Consider the following 19,973-nt stretch of genomic DNA (forward strand, 5'->3'; position numbering starts at 1 on the left):
AAGACGGCAGTGCCTTCGGAGTTCCCCATGTCCCAAGATTCCCAAGCGCCGCTGCAGTTTGCGCAGCTCGGCCTGTCCGAGCCCGTGATGCAGGCGGTCACCGCCATCGGCTATGAAACCCCGTCGCCGATCCAGGCTGCCACCATCCCGGCGATGCTGGAAGGCCGCGACGTACTGGGCCAGGCCCAGACCGGTACCGGCAAGACCGCAGCGTTCGCACTGCCGGTACTGTCCAACATCGACCTGCAGCAGATCAAGCCCCAGGCCCTGATCCTGGCGCCGACGCGCGAACTGGCCATCCAGGTCGCCGAGGCGTTCCAGTCGTATTCGTCGAAGATCCCGGGCTTCCGCGTGCTGCCGGTGTACGGCGGCCAGCCGTACGGCCAGCAGCTGTCGGCCCTGCGCCGTGGCGTGCATATCGTGGTCGGCACCCCCGGCCGCGTGATCGACCACCTCGACCGCAGCACCCTGGACCTGTCCGAGCTGAAGACGCTGGTGCTGGACGAAGCCGATGAAATGCTGCGCATGGGCTTCATCGACGACGTCGAAGCCGTGCTGAAGAAGCTGCCGGAGCAGCGCCAGGTAGCCCTGTTCTCGGCCACCATGCCGCCGCAGATCCGCCGCATCGCGCAGACCTACCTGCAGGACCCGGTGGAAGTGACCATCGCGGCCAAGACCACCACCTCGGCCAACATCCGCCAGCGCTACTGGTGGGTGAGCGGCATGCACAAGCTGGATGCGCTGACCCGCATCCTGGAAGTCGAGCCGTTCGACGCGATGATCATCTTCGCGCGTACCAAGGCCGGCACCGAAGAACTGGCCAGCAAGCTGCAGGCCCGTGGCCTGGCCGCTGCCGCCATCAACGGTGACATGCAGCAGGCCCAGCGTGAGCGCACCATCGCCATGCTGAAGGAAGGCAAGCTGGACATCCTGGTCGCCACCGACGTGGCCGCGCGCGGCCTGGACGTGGAGCGCATCAGCCACGTGCTGAACTACGACATCCCGTACGACACCGAAAGCTACGTGCACCGCATCGGCCGTACCGGTCGTGCCGGCCGCAGCGGTGAGGCGATCCTGTTCGCCACCCCGCGCGAGAAGGGCATGCTGCGCCAGATCGAGCGCGCCACCCGCCAGCCGATCGAAGAAATGCAGTTGCCGAGCGTGGAAGCGGTCAACGACACCCGCATCAGCAAGTTCACCTCGCGCATCACCGAAACCCTGGGTGCCGGTGGCCTGGACTTCTACCGCCAGCTGCTGGAGCGCTTCGAGAACGAGCAGAACGTGCCCGCCATTGAAGTGGCAGCCGCGCTGGCGAAGATGCTGCAGGGCGATACCCCGTTCCTGCTGCAGCCGCCGGTGCGGGCCCCGCGTGAAGAGCGCGCGCCGCGCGAACGCTTCGACCGTGGCGACCGTCCGGAGCGTGGCGATCGCTTCGACCGTAACGAGCGTGGTCCGCGCTTCGAGCGTGGCCCGCGTCGCGATGACGCCGAAGGTGGTTTCGAGCAGCGTCCGCGCCGTGAGGTTCCGCCGCGTGGTGCGCCGGAGCAGGGCATGGAGACCTACCGTATTTCGGTCGGTCACCAGCATGGTGTGAAGCCGGCCAACATCGTGGGCGCCATCGCCAACGAAGCTGGCCTGGAAAGCCGCTTCATCGGCCGCATCGACATCCACGACGACTTCTCGCTGCTGGACCTGCCGGCACAGATGCCGTCGGACGTGCTGTCGCACCTGCAGAAGGTCTGGGTGTCCGGCCAGCAGCTGCAGATGCGCGCGCTGGCCCCGGGTGAAGACACCAACCCGGCCCCGCGCCCGTTCAAGCCGCGCTTCGACAAGCGTGGTCCGGGCGGTCCGGGTGGCCCGCGTCGTGGCGGCCCGGGTGGTCCGGGTGGCAATGGTGGCGATCGCGGCGGTGACCGCGACAGCCGCCCGCCGCGTCGTGACGGCTTCAAGCCGCGCGGCCCGCGCAGCTACTGAGTCGTACCGCAGCCATGACAACGCCAGCCTTCGGGCTGGCGTTGTCCGTTATGGGGCTGGAAAAGGGGACGGAGGGGATTAAGTCGTAAATGGCTGGCCGGGGGGCTTATGCCGAAAACGACTTAATCCCCTCCGTCCCCTTTTTCGCATGGCCAACACATTCCCGGTCCTAGGCTGAGCTGGTTCCAAAGGAGGTTGTCACCGCATCACATTCGGGGGGATCCGGGATGGGTAGGAGTGGCACGGACCAACAGAGCCGGCGGGTGCCGATGACCCGCGGCCTGGGACTTCGGTTTGCGTTGTTGACGGGCATGGCGATTGGACTGGTCGCACTGTCCGCCTTGATCCAGGAACTGCAGGCGGCTTCCACCGCCTGGATTGCCGGCCAGGGGTACTGGTCGCGGGGGCAGCAGGACGCGACCGCCGCACTCAGCCGCTACCTGGCGCGTGGTGATGCCCAGGACCTGGACGATGCACGCCGGGCCCTGCAGGTGCCCATGGGGGATCTGCAGGCGCGGCTGGCACTGGAGCAGGCCGAACCGGACGAGGCCAAGGCCCGGCAGGGCTTCCTGCGGGGCGGTAACGCGCGCGCCGATATTCCACGACTGGTGTTCTCGTTCCGGTATGCACGCGACATCGGCGCATTCCGTGAAGCGACCGCCCTGTGGCGGCAGACCGACGGCGACCTGATGGCCGTGCAGCGGCTGGTGGATGAGCTGCAGCAGCGGCACGGCCAGGGCGGGCTGCCGGTCGCTGCGCGTGACCGCTACCTTCAACAGCTGCGTGATCTCGACCGTCGCCTGCAGGTGCAGGCGCAGGCGTTCTCGCAGGCATTGCTGCGGATGGCCACCATGGTGCGCATCGCGACGCTGGTGGTGGGAGGACTGTAGGTGCTGGCGATCAGCCTGATGGCGGTGGCTCTCGCGCGCCGCGTGGGCAAGGACCTGACCGAACACGAGAGCCGCTTCCGCGCGGCGTTCTACCAGGCCAACGTCGGCATGCTCAAGCTTGACACCGAAGGCAGGGTGGTCGAAGCCAACCAGGCGATGGCCGATATCCTCGATTACCGGCGTGAGGTGCTGCTGCAGATGTCGCTGGGCGATCTGCTGATGGAAGGCGAGCTGGTCATCGACGGCGTCGGCCGCATCGACTGGGACCGCCAGCTGCGGCCGAGCGAACTGCGCTTCTGCCGGCGTGACGGCAGCCTGGTCTGGGGGCGCTGGAGCGGTACCGGTGTGCGCAGCGCCGGCGGTGGCCTGTCGGTGTTCGCGATCATCGAGGACGTCAGCCAGAACCATGCGCTGGCACGCGAGATCGAGCACCACGCCAGCCACGATCCGTTGACCGGCCTGATCAACCGTCGCGAGATCGAACGCCTGCTGGAACGCGCACTGCTGCAGGTGCGCAGCGATGGTGGAACGCATGCGCTGTGCTACATCAATCTGGACCACTTCAAGCTGGTCAACGACAGTTTCGGCCACGCCGCCGGCGATCAGATGCTGCGCAGCTTTGCCGACTACCTGGTGGCTGCGGTGCGTGATGGCGACTGGGTCGGGCGACTTGGCGCCGATGAGTTCGCGGTATTTCTTGCCCATGCCAGCCAGGACGAAGCCAAGCGGGTGCTGCAGCGGGTGATCCGCAACCTGGGGCAGGCGACCTTCCCCATCAGTGAAGGCCGCCCGCAGCTGAGCTGCAGCATCGGCGTGGTCGAAGTCAGCGCCGACGCACCCGATGTGAACTGGCTGATGAGCGCTGCCGACAGTGCCTGCTATGCCGCCAAGCAGGCCGGCCGCAACCGCGTGCACTGCTTCAACGAGAACCGCATGGCACTGGAGGAGCGGCGGCAGGAGGCCGAGCGCCTGCAGGGTGTCAGCCTGGCGATGGCCGAGAACCGGATGCTGTTGTATGCGCAACGCATCGCCCGGGTTGGCGATCCGTCCTACCTGCACTATGAAGTGCTGGTGCGCATGCGGGGCACCGACGGCAACCTGCACCTGCCCGGACAGTTCATGCCTGCGGTGGAGCGCTATGGCATGGCGGTAGCGCTGGACCGGCACGTGCTCGGACTGCTGTTCCGCCACCTGCAGGTCTGCCCGGTGCATGTCCGCCAGCTGGGACTGTGCAACGTCAATGTATCTGCCCAGTCGATTGCCGAACCGGGTTTCCTCTCCTTCGTCTGCGACCTGCTCGAACGCAACCGTGCGCTGGCGTCCAAGCTGTGTTTCGAGATCACCGAAACGGCCGCGATCAGCAACCTCAGCCAGGCCCGTGCGTTCATCGACGCGGTGAAGGCGCGCGGCTGCCGGATGGCGTTGGACGACTTCGGGTCCGGCCTCTCTTCGTTCGGTTATCTGCGCCAGCTGCCGGCCGACATGCTCAAGATCGACGGCGCCTTCGTCCGCGACATGGACACCGACCCGGTCAGCCACGCCACCGTGCGCGCGATCAGTGAACTGGGGCGCGAGCTGCAGATGGAGGTGGTGGCCGAATGGGTGGAGACCGCCGAAGTCGCCGCCGCACTGACCCGGCTTGGGGTGCAGGGCCTGCAGGGCTATGCGGTCGAGCGGCCGCAGCCGCTGGAGCGGATGACCCTGGCTGACCTGAGGCCGTTCCGGCTGGTGGCCGTGAAGGGACCGCCCAGCGCAGGCTGAACCGCGGGCGCCGACTTTGGTCTACACATGCGCGGCGTGCCCGGCTGCGATAATGCGCGCCAGGGGCGACGCGCAGTGGGCGCGGACGTAAGCAGGAACAGGACGTGGCGTGGGCGGCAGGCAGTGGCGGTATGGAACAGGAGCGGTGTTGGCCGTCCTGATGGTGTGGTTGGCGTTGCCGTGGCCGCTTCTGGCTGCAGAGGCCGTGTCGGGCCGTGATTATCTTCTGGTCGGCGGTGCTACCGACGAGCCGACGCCGCACCGAGCGTGCACGCCGCAGATGCTGTCCGGCGCCCGCCAGCAGGCCGAGGTGCCCGCACCGCCCACTGGCTGGTCGGGCGAGCCGCAGGCACTGGATGTGTTCAACGTCTTTGCCGGTGAAGTGCGCGTCCAGCATGGCGACCGCGAAATCTGCGGCGACATGCATGATGCCCGTACCCGCGATTCGCGTTTCCGCGCAGGTATCGGCATGGTGGCCGTACCGCCGGCAGGCAGCCACGAGCCTTTCCTGGTTTCCTGGCAGACGCCGCTGAAAACACGCTGGGTACCGACCCTGCGGCTGGGCGCACCCAGCCCGGTGCAGCAGAACGATACCGCGCGCCTGCTGGTACGTGCCGCCTGCATCGCGGTGGCGATCGCGCTGGCGTTGTCGGCGCTGATGGCGTTCCTGACCACGCGCGACCGAAGCTTCCTGGTCTATATCGCCTGCACCACCGTACTGGTGTTGTGGCAGGCCATCCTCGGCGGGCTCAGTGGCTACCCGGAACCCTGGCTGCCGGTGGGGGAGCATGGCGCGAGGTGGCTGCTGTCGTTGACCGCGGCCTCGCAGGCGCTGGTGCTGCCGGCACTGTGGCGGCTGAACGGAGGCGACCGCGTGCTGCCTCGATCGCGCTCTGCGCAGCTGCTGGTGTTGTGGACCCTGATGGCGCTGGCCGCGCTGGTGCCGTGGCTGCGCTGGGAGCATCTGGCCTGGGTCGCACAGGGCCTGCAGGTGTCCTATCTGTCCGGGTGTGGCCTGGCACTGCTGGTCGGCCTGTGGGCACGCTGGCGCGGTGACCGTTGGGCGCAGGCGGGTCTGGCAGCGCTGGCACCGATGCTGGTACTGATCATCGCCGATGCCTGTGGTGCGGAGTGGCTGCTGGAATACCGGGTGGAGGCGCTGCAGCTGGCGGTGACCTGGTTGTTGATGATGGCTGCCTACGCCCTGAACCAGCGGCTTGGCCGCCTGCGCCAGCAGCGTGACGAGCTGCGCCAGCTGGCCGAGACCGATGGCCTGACCGGCCTGCCCAACCGTCGTGCCGGCCTGCAGCAGCTGGCGCGGCATCTGGAGCGTGTCAACCGTGAAGGAGGGCCGCTGGTGATCGGCTTCCTCGACATCGACCTGTTCAAGGACATCAACGACCGTCATGGCCACGCGGTGGGCGACCAGGTGCTGGTGGCCGTCGCGCGGGCCTTGCGCACGGCGGTGCGCAGCCAGGACGAAGTGGTACGGATGGGTGGCGAGGAGTTCCTGCTGCTGATGCCGGGCATGCCGCGTGAGGCGGCATCGGCGCGGCTGGACCGCCTTCGCCAGCGCATCACCGAGGCCGGCCTGGCGTTGCAGGTAGCGGGGCTGGAAGTGACGGCCAGCATCGGCCTGGCACAGTGGCGGCCGGGCGAGGATGACCTGGCGGCACTGCTGCGGCGGGCCGACCATGCCATGTACGTGGCCAAGCGCGCAGGCCGCAACCGTGTGTTCGACGGTGAAGAGCTCGATCCGCCCGGCCCGGCATGAGGCGCAGCGGGCGGCGATGCCGGATAATAGGGCGATGACCACCCGACTCAACAAACACATCGCCGACACCGGCTTCTGCTCCCGCCGCGAGGCCGATCGCCTGATCGCCGCCCGCCGCGTCACCGTCAACGGCCACCCGGCCGGCACCGGTGCGGTGGTGGGCGAAGAAGACCAGGTACTGGTCGACGGCCAGCCGCTGCGCGCCCGCGTCGCCCGCAAGCCCGGGACCCGCCGCCACGTCTACATCGCGCTGAACAAGCCGGTCGGCGTCACCTGCACCACCGAAACATCGGTCAAGGGCAACATTGTCGACTTCGTCGGCCACGAACAGCGCATCTTCCCGGTCGGCCGACTGGACAAGGAGTCCGAAGGCTTGATCCTGATGACCAGCAACGGCGACATCGTCAACCAGATCCTGCGCGCTGAGAACGGCCACCAGAAGGAGTACCTGGTGGCGGTGAACAAGCCGGTTACCGATGAATTCCTGCGTGGCATGGCGCGCGGCGTGCGCATCCACGATCAGATGACCCTGCCGTGCAAGACCTCGCGCATCGCCAAGTTCGGTTTCCGCATTACCCTGCAGCAGGGCCTGAACCGGCAGATCCGACTGATGGCCGCTGAATTCGGCTACCGCGTGACCCAGCTGCGCCGTGTGCGCATCGACAACATCAAGATCGGCGCGCTGAAGCCGGGCCAGTGGCGCAACCTGACCGAGCAGGAACTGCAGGGCCTGCTGCCGAAGCAGCTGGACTGGTAACGCGTGGTAGTGCCGGCCGCTGGCCGGCTGCACCAGTCATCGAATGACTGCGGGATGCCGGCCAGTGGCCGGCGGTACCTGTTGTGCGGTTTACGCACCGGCATCCGCTAGACTTGGCGGTGACCTGCCGGAACATGACGCTGCATGATCAAGCCCGACAAGCCCGCCAACGAAGCCCTTCGGCTTGAGGCGCTGTACCGCTACCGCATCCTGGATTCGGAGCGTGAGAAATCCTTCGACGACCTGGTAGTGATCGCCAAGGCGGTCTGCGGCACTTCGATGGCGGCGGTGACCCTGATCGACGTCGAACGGCAATGGTTCAAGTCGATCCAGGGCATCGATGCGGCGGAGAACCTGCGCAGCGAATCGATGTGCGGCCACGCCATCCTGCAGCCGCAGGAAATCATGGTGGTGGAGGACGCGCTGCAGGACATCCGCTTCCACGACAACCCGGTGGTGACCGGCGATCCGCACATCCGCTTCTATGCCGGTGCGCCGCTGATCAGTTCAGATGGCCTGCCGCTGGGCACGCTATGCGTGTTCGACGCGCATCCGCAGCACCTGGCCAGCGACAAGGCCGAGGCGCTGGCTGCTCTGTCGCGGCAGGTGATGCTGGTGATGGAACTGCGCCGCTTCGCCCTCGACATCCAGAAGCACATGCTGGAGCGCGACGATTACGAGCGCCTGTTGTCGGAATACCAGGACGTACTGCTGGCGCAGAATGCCGACCTGGCCGCACAGAGCCGTACCGATGCCTTGACCGGCCTGCCCAACCGCCGTGCGATGGCGGCCGCGCTGGAAGAGGCGGTGGCCGGGAATCCGCCCAGTGCGGCCTGCGTGGCGCTGCTGGACATCGACCATTTCAAGCACATCAACGACTTCCAGGGTCACGCCACCGGCGACCGGGTACTGGCCGAACTGGGAGCGCTGCTGCGCTCGCACTTCGCCGGCCGCGGCATGGCCGCGCGTTATGGCGGCGAAGAGTTCGTGGCGGTGATGCCCGGTACCGATCTGCGCACCGCGGAGCTGCAATGCGAGTTCCTGCGCCTGGCGGTGGCCGACCTTCCGCTGGGTTTCCCGGTCACGATCAGTATCGGTGTCGCCCAGCACCTCACTGGCGAGAGCGTGGACGAGACCCTGGCACGTGCCGACAAGGCGTTGTACCGGGCCAAGGGCAATGGCCGCAACCGGGTGGAACGGGCCGACTGAATCGCCCCCCCGTCGAATGGATGCGACGTGCGGATGATTCGATGCCACTCAGGTAGGCCCACGCCACGCGTGGATGCCGTTCCCGATTCAACACCGTCGCGTCGCAATCCCTGCGACCACGACCGGCCAGCATGGTGCATCTGTTCCCGCGGACGCCGACCATGCTGCAGACCCTGGCCATCGCCCACTACCGTTCACTGCATGGACTGGTGCTGCCGCTGCAGCCGTTGAATGTGGTCACCGGCGACAACGGCAGTGGAAAATCCAGCCTGTACCGCGCGCTGCGCCTGTTGGCGGAAACCGCGCAGGGCGGAGTGGCCGCAGTGCTGGCGCGCGAAGGTGGACTCGGCTCGGCGTTGTGGGCCGGCCCGGAAAAGATCGACCGCCGGGTCACGGCGGGCGACATTCCCCTGCAGGGTGGCCCGCGCCAGGAAGCGGTGGGCCTGAAGCTCGGCTTCGCCACTGACCAGTTCGGCTATGCGATCGACCTGGGCTATCCACCGCCCAGCCGTTCAGCGTTCGCACTGGACCCGCAGATCAAGGCCGAGGCGATCTGGGCCGGGCCGTTCCTGCGCAGCGCCAACCTGCTGGTCGATCGCCGCGGGGCGATGGTGCGGCAACGCCATGCGCACGGCTGGGATCGGGTCGACGACCGGCTGTCATCGTTCGACAGCCTGTTCACCCAGGTCGGCGATCCGCAGCGCATGCCGGAAACCATCGCCCTGCGTGAGTACATCCGTCGCTGGCGCTTCTACGATCATTTCCGCAGCGATGCCGATGCGCCGGCGCGGCAGCCGGCGATGGCCACGCGCACGCCGGTGCTGCATCACGACGGCCGCGATCTGGCGGCGGCCTGGGTGACCATCCTCGAGATCGGAGATCCGGTTGCCTTGGCACGCAGCGTGGACGATGCCTTCCCAGGTGCCACGATCGGCTTCGAGGAACTGGATGGCCGATTGGCCCTGCGCTTCCACCAGCCCGGGCTGCTGCGGCCCTTGTCGATGACCGAGCTGTCCGATGGCACCCTGCGTTTCCTGCTGCTGGCTGCCGCACTGCACACACCGCGCCCGCCGCCGCTGCTGGTGCTCAATGAGCCGGAGACCAGCCTGCATCCAGACCTGCTGCCGGCGCTGGCGCGGCTGATCATCGCCGCCAGTGCACGCAGCCAGGTATGGGTGGTGTCTCACGCCAGCCGGCTGATCGCCGCGTTGGAGCAGGCACCGGGCTGCCACTCGCTGCACCTGCACAAGGAGCAGGGCCGCACGTTGTTGAGTGGGCAGGGGCTGCTGGATGCCCCGGCATGGCACTGGCCGCAGCGCTGAAACGTCGCTCCACGCGCGGTAGATCCACGCCGTGCGTGGATGCACTCAATCGGCGATGTTGCGCGCCTCGGCCGTGCCAAGGATTTCCGGATGCTGCACCGGCTTGCGGCGATTGAGCAGCGGATGCAGGAACACTGCTCCGACGATGATCGCCACGCCCAGGTAGAACCATGGCGTGACCTCGTGCTGCTCGCGCAGCAGCACCACCGCCAGCACCACTGCGTAGACAGGTTCCAGGTTGGTCACCAGCTGTACGGTGTAGGCGCTCAGGTGGCGCAGCGCGACCAGGGCCAGGGCGAACGGCAGCAGCGTGCAGAACCCGGCCAGTACCAGCAGCAGGATGCCGTCGTGCAGGTCCGGAACCACCCACAGCGGGCTGGCCAGCGCCGGCAGCAGGTAGGGCATCAGCGGTGCCAGCAGGGTCAGGGTGAGGGTGCCGGCACCCAGCTCCAGCGCCGTGACCGTAAGCGGATCGGCGTGGCTGACCATGCGCTTGTTGAGCGAGCCGAACACCGCCACCAGCAATGCCGAGATCGCGCCGATCAATACACCCAGGCGCATGCCATCGGGCACGCCACCGACCACCAGCGCCACGCCCGGCAGTACTGCCAGGCCGAAGGCCAGTTCACGCAGCTGGAACGGCCGCTTGGCTACCCACGGTTCGATGATTGAAGTGAACACCGGCGCCAGCGCAATGCAGGTGGCGGCCACCGACGCATTGGCCAGCTTCACCGCACCGTAGAACGTCAGCCAGTGCAGGGCGACCAGCGCGCCGATGCCAGCGTAGCCGGCCACCAGCCGCAGGGGCAGGGTGCGCAGCCCGCGCCACACCCGTGGCAGCAGGGCCAGCATCGCCGTCACCAGCAGCATGCGCCACCAGACCAGCGGCAATGCGGGCAGGGTGATCAGCTTGCCGAGGATGGCGGTGACGCCCCACAGCAGGACACAGAAGTGGATCTGCCACAGCGCTTTGCGGGTGTCGGGTGTGCTCATCCGCCTATTGTGAGGCAAGGCGAACGTCGCAGCGCTACCCGCGTGTGGAATTGTTGCCCCGGTCAACCTGCCGCTGCAGCGCCATCGCTGCCGCCGGGTTGCGCGCCTTGCCTGCGCCGATGCACAGCAGGTAGACCTCGCGCGGGGTTTCAGGGGCGGGCGCTGCCAGGCAGGGCAGGTCGTCCACCGGCTCGCCGCGCGACCAGCGCCGGGCCCGTTCGGCCCAGCGCTGCTGCACGGGTGCCGGCAGGCCCTCGTTCAAACGTGCCTGGCTGCGCTTGATCCGTGCGTAGACGAAGCCGGCGCTGACATCGCCATGCAGGGGTGCCTCGTCGCTGTCCTCGATCACCAGGGCCACGCCGTGCGCGCGCGCAGCGGTAACCAGTTCCGGGCCATGCGCCTCGGCATTGCGGACTTCCAGGGCGTGCTGCAGCGGCACGCCGTCCAGTTGCTTCGGCAGCTGCGCCATCAGCCGTTCCAGCGCTTCGGCGTCGGCCGGATGCCGTGGATCGAACTGCCACAGCAGCGGGCCCAGCCGGTCACCGAGCGCGAGTGCGGCCTGCAGGAACGGCGCCGCGGCATCCACCGTGCTGGACAGGTCGCGGCGCTGTACCAGGTAGCGCGGCGCCTTCAGCGAGAAACGGAAGCCTTCAGGGGTCTGCGCGGCCCATTGCGCGCATTGCACTGCGGTCGGCGTGCGGTAGAAGGTGCCGTTGATCTCGATGCAGCGCAGCGCACGGCTGGCGTGTGCCAGCTCTTCCCGCTGCGGCAGGCCGGCGGGATAGAACACGCCGCCGCGCCATTCCGGAAACACCCAGCCGCCGATGCCGCAGCGGATCGCTCCTGCGGTCACTGGCCGTGGTCCGCGCGCCAGGGATCGTAGCTGCCGAACCACCACAGGTAGCCTTCCGGATCGGCGCAGGCATAGCCACGGCCGCCGTAGTCCTGGTCGGCGATGTCGATGACGATGCGTGCCCCGGCCGCCTTGGCCCGGGCGTAGTGCGCGTCGGCATCGGTGACGATCACGCAGGCACTCTGGGTCTGGCGGCCGCCCACCTCGTCCGGCATCGCGGCATGCTGGCTCCAGGCGCTTTCCTTGACGGCCGAGCCGAGCATGATCATGCCGTTGCCGAAGGTCAGCTGGGCGTGGAACACGGTATCGCCATCGGCATACACCGCCTGGGCATGAAAGCCGAAGGCGCGCTGCAGCCAGTCGATCGCCGCCTGCGCATCGCGGTAGCGCAGGCAAGGAATGATGGTGGATCCATTGCTCGGTTGGCCGTTCCCGTCCATGACACCCCTCCTATGGCACAGGCCAGCCTGCGCCGATGACCGTTACCATCGCGCGAACCCTTGATGACGGCCTGCACATGGCCGCCACCCCTTTTCGGAGATCGTGCTGGATGAAACCCTGGATTGGAGGAGCCGTGCTGCTGGCATGCACGACCATGGCAAGCGCGGGCACCCCGGCGCAGCTGCAGGACCTGGATGCGACCGTCGAGCGCGTGCGCGCGCAGTTCGACGTGCCCGGCATCGCCGTGGCCGTGGTCAAGGACGGCCAGGTCGTGCTCGAGCGCGGTTGGGGCGTGCGTGAACAGGGCAGGCCGGAGCCGGTCCAGGCCGACACCCTGTTCGCCATTGCCTCCAATACCAAGGCGTTCACTGCAACCTCGCTGAACCTGCTGGCCGAGGACGGCAAGCTGAAGATGGACGACAAGGTGATCGACCACCTGCCGTCGTTCCGCATGTCCGATCCGTTCGTGACCGGGCAGATGACGATCCGCGACCTGCTGTCGCATCGCAGTGGCCTGAGCCTGGGCGCCGGTGACCTGCTGTTCTGGCCGACCACGTCCTACAGCAATGCCGAAGTGGTGGAGCGCCTGGGCAAGGTGCCGCTGAAGGGCGGTTTCCGCGAAAGCTATGCCTACGACAACATCCTGTACGCGGTCGCCCAGCAGGTGATCGAGCACGTTTCCGGCATGAGCTACCAGCAGTTCCTGCAGGCGCGCATCTTCGACAAGGTGGGCATGACCGGCACGCGCTACAACGCCGATCACCTGAAGCCCGGTGACAAGGCCGCGGTCGGTCACGCCAAGTACGATTTCAAGGATCTGCGCACCGTTGCGCCGCTGACCTGGTCGAACAACGCAGGCGCCGGTGGCATCTATTCCAGCGCGCATGACATGGCGCGCTGGATGCAGGTGCAGCTGGCCGAAGGCAAGCTGGCCGATGGCACGCCGTTGTTCACCGAGAAGAGCCAGCAGCAGATGTGGCGGATGATCACGCCGCAGTCGATTCCGGCGCCAAGCGTGCCGGAACTGGCACCGGCGCGGGCCAATTTCGCCGGCTATGGCGAGGGCTGGAGCCTGAGCGACTATCGCGGGCAGAAGCTGGTCTGGCACACCGGTGGCTGGCCAGGCATGGTTTCGCGGCTGACCCTGGTACCGGGCGAGAAACTGGGCGTGGTGGTGCTGACCAATCAGGAAGTGGGCGCGGCGTTCAATGCGATCACCCTGAGTGTGCTCGATGCCTACCTGGGCGGTGAAAAGCATGACTGGGTGGACGCCTATGCCAAGGCCGTGGCCAAGGGACAGGACAAGGCCGACGAGGCCTGGGCCAAGCACCAGAGCGCGCGCGACAAGGGCAGCAGGCCGTCGCTGGCGCTGGCCGGCTACACCGGCACCTTCCGTGACCGCTGGTACGGTGATATGCAGGTCAGCAGCGAGGGCAAGGGCCTGCGCCTGCGCTTTGCCAAGACCGCGCAGCTGAGCGGGCGCCTGGAGCACTGGCAGCACGACACCTTCATCGTGCGCTGGGACGACCGTTCGCTCAACGCCGACGCATTCGTGAACTTCAGCCTGGACCCGGATGGCAAGGTGCGCGAGGTGCGCATGCAGCCGATTTCCGACCTGACCGATTTCAGTTTCGATTTCCAGGACCTGCTGTTCACTCCGGTGAAGTGACGCCGCCGGACGTGGCCCGGCGCCAACGTTTGACGAATCCGATGGATAGTGCCGGCCGCTGGCCGGCAACCTCATGTTCCCCGGATGCGTCGCAAGGGTGCCGGCCAGCGGCCGGCACTACCGGAGCCGCGGCGATCGTCGGCCGGTGTACACATGCGGCGTGGGATACTCCGCCGGCTAATGATGGCGAGGGAATGCGATGTTCCGTTGGTTTGAATCCCTGATCCCTGTGTTCCCGCCCGTGGATGGGCGCATGCCACCGCGCAAGGTGCTGCCGTTCTACCTGCACTACCTGCGCCCGGTGTGGCCGGTGCTGCTGGCCACGCTCATCGCCGGCCTGCTGCTGGCGCTGGTGGAAGTGGCGATGTTCGATTACCTGGGCCGTATCGTCGACATGGTCGCCGAGCAGCCGGGTGCCGGTTTCTTCCAGCGCCACGCCAATGAACTGGGCTGGATGCTGTTCATCACGGTCATCGCACGGCCGATCCTGGTCGGCCTGCACAACCTGCTGGTCAACCAGGCCATCGTGCCCGGCCTGAGCAACCGCTCGCGCTGGCTGATGCACAACTACGTGGTGCGGCAGAGCCTGAGCTTCTTCCAGAACGATTTCGCCGGCAGCGTCGCCAACCGGGTGATGCAGACCGGCACGTCGCTGCGCGAATCGGCGGTGCAGATGGTCGATTCGCTCTGGTACATCGTGGTCTACACCGGCACTGCGCTGTACCTGTTCGCGCAGGCCGACTGGCGGCTGATGGTGCCGCTGATCCTGTGGTTGCTGGCCTACGCGGTGATCCTGGCCTACTTCGTTCCGCGGGCGAAGGAACGCGCTTGGATCGCCTCCGAAGCGCGTTCGAAGGCGATGGGCCGCATCGTCGATGGCTACACCAACATTCCCACGCTGAAGCTGTTCGCCCATGGTGGGCGCGAGCAGGCCTACGTGGCCGAGTCGATCCAGGAACTGGCGGTCAAGCACCGCGCGCAGACCCGCATCACCACCGGCATGGACCTGACCATCGCCATCGCCATCGTCAACGGCTTCCTGATTGCCGGCACCTGTGGGCTGGCGCTGTGGCTGTGGAATGGCGGCCACATCACCGTCGGCGCGATCACGCTGGCCACCGGCCTGGTGATCCGCATCCACAACATGTCCGGCTGGATCATGTGGACCATCAACGGCATCTTCGAGGACATCGGCACGGTGCAGGATGGCATCACCACCATCGCCCAGCCGCTGACCGTGCAGGACCGCGAGGATGCAGTGCCGTTGCAGGTGACCCGTGGTGGCGTGCACTTCCAGGACATCCACTTCCACTACGGCAAGAAGGGCGGCGTGATCGCCGGCCTGGACCTGGTGGTGAAACCCGGCGAGAAGATCGGCCTGGTCGGCCCCTCCGGTGCGGGCAAGTCGACCCTGGTCAACGTGCTGCTGCGCCTGTACGACCTGGAGAGCGGCCGCATCCTGATCGACGACCAGGACATTGCCTACGTCACCCAGGAAAGCCTGCGCCAGCAGATCGGCGTGGTCACCCAGGACACCTCGCTGCTGCATCGCTCGATCCGCGACAACCTGCTGTACGGCCGTCCGGACGCCACCGATGAGCAGCTGCGCGCAGCAGTAGCCAAAGCACGTGCCGAAGCCTTCATCGATACGCTGGTGGACGGGCAGGGCCGTCGCGGCTACGACGCGCACGTCGGCGAGCGCGGCGTGAAGCTGTCCGGTGGCCAGCGCCAGCGTATCGCCATTGCCCGCGTGCTGCTGAAGGACGCACCGATCCTGGTGCTGGACGAGGCGACCTCGGCGCTGGATTCGGAAGTGGAAGCGGCGATCCAGGACAGCCTGGACGAACTGATGGGTGGCAAGACGGTGATCGCGATCGCGCACCGGCTGTCGACCATCGCGCGCATGGACCGGCTGGTGGTGATGGACCAGGGCCGCATCGTCGAAACCGGCAGCCATGCGGAACTGATTGCGGCCGGTGGACTGTACGCACGGTTGTGGGCGCGGCAGACCGGTGGTTTCGTGGCTGCCGATCAATGATGGGATCGGGGTCGGATCCCTTTCCGCAGGAAAGGGCTCTGACCCCAGCGTGCTTCTGGAGACCTGCATGATCCTCCCCCTGCGCTCCCTGTTGCTGGCGCTCGCGCTGGCCATGAGCACTGCAACCGCGATGGCCGCACCCGCCGCAGGCGAGCAGCTTGAGCAGGTCATCCTGCTCAGCCGCCATAACCTGCGCGCGCCGGTGGTGGCCTCCGGCGCGCTCGCCAACGCGACACCCGAGACCTGGCCGCGCTGGGAGGTGGCACCGGGCGAGCTGACCACCAAGGGCGGCGTGCTGGAGGTCTACATGGGCCGCTACATCGGCCAGTGGCTGCGCCAGGCGCGACTGTTGCCGGCGTCGGGTTGCCCGCAGCCCGCTGACTTCCACGCCCATGCCAACAGCCTGCAACGTACCCAGGCCACCGCGCAGTTCTTCGTTGCCGGTGCCTTCCCGGGCTGCCACGTTGCGATCGAGCAGCGCATGCCGCTGGGCACGATGGATCCCTTGTTCAATCCGGTAATCCATAACAGAGACACGGTCTTCCGCGACCGCGCGCTGTCGGCAATGCAGCAAGCGCTGACCGACGTGGACATGGCACCGGCACTGTCCGTGGTGGAGCAGATCACCCGCTACCCGGAGTCGGCGGCGTGTACCGGCCGCGGCGACTGCCATCTGACGCTGGCCGATATCACCTTCAGTGCGGAGCCGGGCAACGAGCCTCGCGCTTCGGGTTCACTGGCGCTGGCCAGCGGGGTGGTGGATGCGCTGCTGATGGAGCACTACCAGGGAAGTGGCATTCCGCGCGAAGGCTGGGGCCGCTTGAACAACGAAGCGCAATGGCAGGCGCTGGCGCAGATCCGCAATCGCTACCAGGACATCCTGTTCGGTACCCCCGAGGTCGCCCGTGACGTGGCCGCGCCGCTGCTGGCACGGGTGGCCGCGCTGTTCACGGATCCGGCGTCACCGAAGGTGTCGCTGCTGGTCGGCCACGATTCCAACATCGGCTCCGTGCTGGCCGCGTTGGGAATCGCTGACTACACGTTGCCAGGCCAGTACGAGAAGACGCCGATCGGTGGCCTGCTGCAGTTCGAGCGTTGGCGTGACCGCAAGAGCGATGGCGAGCGTTTCCGCGTGTCCTACGTCTATCCCACCACCGGGCAGCTGCGCGATGCGCTGCCGCTGACCGAGGCGCAGCCGCCGGGGCGCGTCGCACTGCCGTTGCCGGGCTGCGACCGGCAGGGCTGCAGCCGCGCGCAGTTGCAGCAGCTGCTGCAGCGGGCCCGTCACTGAAACAGAGTGCTATCGCAGCGGCGTGCGCACGATGCCATGGGTGGCCATCAGCGTAAGGTCGCCCCCCAGCCGTGGCGAGTGGAACGGGCCGCGTGCATGCGCGGCATCGAACAGACCGCCATCGGGTGATCGCAACCGGTAGAACTCGACCCAGCCGCTCGGTCTGCGGAGCGGCAGCTGTGCAACGCCGGTGTGTTGGTTGAACCATGCAGGGTCCTTGCTGCCTTCGATGACGCGACGGGCAAGGTGGTCGATGGCGTGATCCCTGCTGGCATACCAGTCCTGCCCGCGTAGCCGCGCCAGTTCGGCCATCATCACCAGTGGCGCCAGTGCGTAGTCGTGGTAGTGCAGGGCACGCTGCCCGCGGGCCATTTCCAGCGGCAGGCTGCCATCGTCCTGGACGTCATCGATGCCTTTCTGGAAGGCGGCGTGGCCGGCCTGCCACAGGGCGTCGTCGTCGGTGGCCAGGCCGGTCGCCAGCACGCCCAGGCCGCCCCAGTAGTAGTGGTTGTTGCGGCGCCGTTTCGGGTTGTCCCAGTAGGCCAGGTTGGCGCGTGCCAGCTGTTGCAGCCACGGATCGATGCGTGCGCGCTGCTGCGGGTCGGCCTGGTCGTGCACTTTCAGGTAGGCCATCGCCACGGCATCGAGCATCCACTGCCGCATGTAGAACGACTGGTCGTTGTTGACCCGGATCATCTGCCCGAGCATCGCGCCTCCGTCTGCCCATGCACCCAGCCATGCCAGCGTGCATTGCGCCGCTGCCGGGTCACCGTTGCGCAGATAGTCGTCGCTCATGCGCGCCACGTCGGCGGCATAGCGGTCCAGCGGCGCAGTGGCGTCCTTGTTCTGCTGGTGCAGTGCCGGGTCGATCACCGAGCCGGCCTGGTCGGTGTAGTAGCCCAGGGCACGGATGTCGGGCTGGCCGGGCGGTGGTGGAGGGCAGGCGGCGAAGGCACAGGCGCTGGCCAGCAGCGTGGGCAGCAGTGCAAGACGGAGCAGAGGGAGAGACATGGACGCTGGTGGAAGGGAGAACCCGGCGAACGATGCACCCGTGCATGTTGCCGGTGCGTGATGCAGCCGCGGCTCCCGCCACCGCATGTAGAAACGGCCCGGGTTTGCCCGGGCCGTTCCGTTTGCAACTTACACCACCCCGATCATTCGATCGGCTGGTCCAGCATCAGCTGGCGGGCGAAACGTACCGGCGGTGCGCCGTAGGACAGCATCTGGTCGTGGTAGGCCTTCAGGTTGAACTTGTCGCCCAGCTTCTCCTGCACCGCCTTGCGGGTGTCGAAGTGTTCCTGCGCACCGACGAAGTAGGTCGGCAGCTGCGCCGACGTCAGCTGTGCGCGCACCCACTTGCCCGAGGCTTCGCTTTCCTGCTGGAACGCGTCGTGGGTCATCAGGTGCATCGCCTTCTCGCGATCCCAGTTGTCCACGTGCACGCCCTGGTCGAGGATCGCGTTGGAGATCGTGCGCAGGTAGAACTTCAGCTGTACCAGGTGGAACAACGGGTCGTTGTTGAGGTAGCCCTGCTCCTGCATCATGCGCTCGGTGTAGACCGCCCAGCCTTCGGCGAACAGGCCCGAACGCAGCACCGCACGCAGGGTGGAGGGGAACTTGGCCGAGTGCCAGCCCTCCAGGTAGTGGCCCGGGGTGCCTTCGTGGATGCTGAGCAGGTGGATCATACGCGAGTTGTATTCACGCAGGAACGAGTCGACCTGCTTGTCGTTCCAGTCGTCCGGAATCGGCGACACGGCGTAGAAGGTCTTCAGGTTCTTGTCCAGCGGGCCCGGCGAATCGCAGTAGGCCACGGCCACGCCACGCTGGAATTCCGGCATCAGGATGATGTCCACCGGTGCGTCGGGCAGGGTCATCAGGTCGTGCTCGCGCACGAACGCAGTGGACTGGTCCAGCGCGGCCTTGGCATCGTCGACGACCTTGTCGCGTGCCGGCTTGTCGGCGTAGGCCAGTTCCAGCGCGGCCTCGATCGCCTTCTGCTGCTGCTCGTCGGTCGGCTGGGCCGGCATCTCCGGCGCACCCGGCTTGTCCTTCAGCACGGTCTGCGCGATGCCGTACATGTCCTCGCGCACGCGCTTGAGTTCGGCACGCGCGCGCTCACCGATCTCCTGGCGCGACAGCGAGGAGCTCAGCGCGAACTTCAGCTTCTGGTCGTACTTTTCCGCACCGATGCGGAAGTCGCCCTTGGCATTCGGCACCAGGGTCTTGTCCAGCCAGGTCTGCTGCTCGTCCACGGCCTTCTTCAGGCCGTCGATGGCGGCCTGCAGGCGCTGCTGGTCGGCCTGCGGCAGTTCGCCGATGTGGGGGGTGATGAAGGTATCGACGATGCTGAGGATGCCCTTGTTCTGCTTGGCCACCGTCTCGGCATGGATCTTCGGTACGCGCGCCGGGTCCAGGTTCTCGCGGGCCTGGGCGAAGATCGCCGGCAGCTTCTCCATGCGTGCGGTGGCTGACTTCAGGCGCTCCGGCAGCGGTGCGAATTCACGCGCCATCAGGCCGTAGATCGCGCTGCCGGCGATGCCGTTGTACAGCTGCGGGTCCCACTTGCCGGACTGCAGCACTTCGGCGTTCCAGATTTCCGACTGCAGCTGGTTGCGCAGGATCGCCGCGTCCACCTGGTTCTCGCGGCCCAGCTTGGCCACTTCGATCTTGTCCAGCTCGCCCAGCAGTGCCTTGTAGGCGGCCACGGTCTTCTGCTGGCCGGCGGCGCTGAGGTCGTCCAGCTCGCTGTCGTAGCGATGGTCACCGATCTGGGTGGCGCTGACCGGCGACAGCTGCATCCAGGTGTCCAGGGCGCGCTTGGACAGATCGGCGAAGGCGGCATCGACCGCCGCGTCACCGGCCTGCTGGCTGGCGGCCGGGGTGGAACCGTTGGTCGGGGCGTCGGCCGGCTGGCAACCGGCGAGGGCGGCGACCAGGGCGAGGGCAAGAAGATGCGGGCGCATCGGCGTTCCTGTACAGGGTCAAACCCCGAGCATAGGGC

The 19,973-nt window shown here is 67.2% G+C and carries 13 protein-coding genes and 1 pseudogene; 9 read left to right on the top strand and 5 right to left on the bottom strand.

The window, feature by feature from the left end; all coding sequences use genetic code 11:
* Positions 1-27 precede the first annotated feature (27 nt).
* The 6 genes and pseudogenes from ACZK4H_RS06625 (at position 28) to ACZK4H_RS06650 (ending at position 9,687) form a co-directional block, all read left to right on the top strand.
* Positions 28-1,974, top strand: coding sequence for a DEAD/DEAH box helicase (locus ACZK4H_RS06625; RefSeq protein ID WP_099551372.1), 1,947 nt, complete (start codon positions 28-30; stop codon positions 1,972-1,974).
* Positions 1,975-2,201: 227 nt separating this feature from the next.
* Positions 2,202-4,625, top strand: a pseudogene (locus tag ACZK4H_RS06630) (putative bifunctional diguanylate cyclase/phosphodiesterase).
* A gap of 109 nt (positions 4,626-4,734) precedes the next feature.
* The gene (locus ACZK4H_RS06635; RefSeq protein WP_099551370.1) at positions 4,735-6,399 is read left to right on the top strand and encodes a sensor domain-containing diguanylate cyclase; all 1,665 of its coding nucleotides are present in this window, start codon (positions 4,735-4,737) and stop codon (positions 6,397-6,399) included.
* Positions 6,400-6,433: 34 nt separating this feature from the next.
* Positions 6,434-7,156, top strand: coding sequence for a pseudouridine synthase (locus ACZK4H_RS06640; RefSeq protein WP_099551369.1), 723 nt, complete (start codon positions 6,434-6,436; stop codon positions 7,154-7,156).
* Positions 7,157-7,300: 144 nt separating this feature from the next.
* Positions 7,301-8,365 carry a sensor domain-containing diguanylate cyclase gene (locus tag ACZK4H_RS06645; RefSeq protein ID WP_099551368.1) on the top strand — a complete coding sequence of 355 codons (1,065 nt, stop codon included), beginning with the start codon at positions 7,301-7,303 and terminating at the stop codon, positions 8,363-8,365.
* 161 nt (positions 8,366-8,526) lie between these two features.
* Entirely contained in the window at positions 8,527-9,687 is a 1,161-nt protein-coding gene (locus ACZK4H_RS06650) for an AAA family ATPase (RefSeq protein WP_099551383.1), read from the top strand.
* A gap of 45 nt (positions 9,688-9,732) precedes the next feature.
* Here the strand turns inward: ACZK4H_RS06650 and ACZK4H_RS06655 are convergent, their stop codons facing one another.
* The 3 genes from ACZK4H_RS06655 to ACZK4H_RS06665 are packed head-to-tail and all read right to left on the bottom strand — an operon-like array spanning position 9,733 to position 11,973.
* Entirely contained in the window at positions 9,733-10,680 is a 948-nt protein-coding gene (locus tag ACZK4H_RS06655) for a DMT family transporter (RefSeq protein WP_032128349.1), read from the bottom strand.
* Positions 10,681-10,714: 34 nt separating this feature from the next.
* Positions 10,715-11,533 carry a DUF72 domain-containing protein gene (locus ACZK4H_RS06660; protein WP_099551367.1) on the bottom strand — a complete coding sequence of 273 codons (819 nt, stop codon included), beginning with the start codon at positions 11,531-11,533 and terminating at the stop codon, positions 10,715-10,717.
* Positions 11,530-11,973, bottom strand: a complete 444-nt coding sequence (locus ACZK4H_RS06665) for a VOC family protein (protein WP_099551366.1) — start codon at positions 11,971-11,973, stop codon at positions 11,530-11,532. The genes ACZK4H_RS06660 and ACZK4H_RS06665 overlap by 4 nt, the downstream gene beginning before the upstream one ends.
* 110 nt (positions 11,974-12,083) lie before the next feature.
* Here ACZK4H_RS06665 and ACZK4H_RS06670 point away from each other — a divergent pair, with 110 nt between their 5' ends.
* From ACZK4H_RS06670 to agp, 3 genes are all read left to right on the top strand, one after another.
* Positions 12,084-13,643: a serine hydrolase gene (locus tag ACZK4H_RS06670; protein ID WP_099551365.1), complete on the top strand. Its 1,560-nt coding sequence runs from the start codon at positions 12,084-12,086 to the stop codon at positions 13,641-13,643.
* Positions 13,644-13,842: 199 nt separating this feature from the next.
* Entirely contained in the window at positions 13,843-15,681 is a 1,839-nt protein-coding gene (gene smrA, locus ACZK4H_RS06675) for a multidrug efflux ABC transporter SmrA (RefSeq protein ID WP_478473065.1), read from the top strand.
* Positions 15,682-15,748: 67 nt separating this feature from the next.
* A complete protein-coding gene (gene agp / locus ACZK4H_RS06680; protein WP_099551363.1) occupies positions 15,749-16,972 on the top strand; it encodes a bifunctional glucose-1-phosphatase/inositol phosphatase in 1,224 nt (407 codons plus the stop codon).
* Positions 16,973-16,981: 9 nt separating this feature from the next.
* On the opposite strand, the gene ACZK4H_RS06685 is transcribed toward agp, so the two are convergent.
* Both ACZK4H_RS06685 and ACZK4H_RS06690 read right to left on the bottom strand, forming a co-directional pair.
* Positions 16,982-17,983 (bottom strand): polysaccharide lyase, encoded by a 1,002-nt coding sequence (locus ACZK4H_RS06685; RefSeq protein WP_099551362.1) that lies wholly within the window; start codon positions 17,981-17,983, stop codon positions 16,982-16,984.
* Between the two features lie 143 nt (positions 17,984-18,126).
* Positions 18,127-19,935: a DUF885 domain-containing protein gene (locus ACZK4H_RS06690; RefSeq protein WP_099551361.1), complete on the bottom strand. Its 1,809-nt coding sequence runs from the start codon at positions 19,933-19,935 to the stop codon at positions 18,127-18,129.
* Between the last annotated feature and the right edge of the window lie 38 nt (positions 19,936-19,973).

This window comes from Stenotrophomonas sp. 78350_Sma (genome assembly GCF_056482105.1).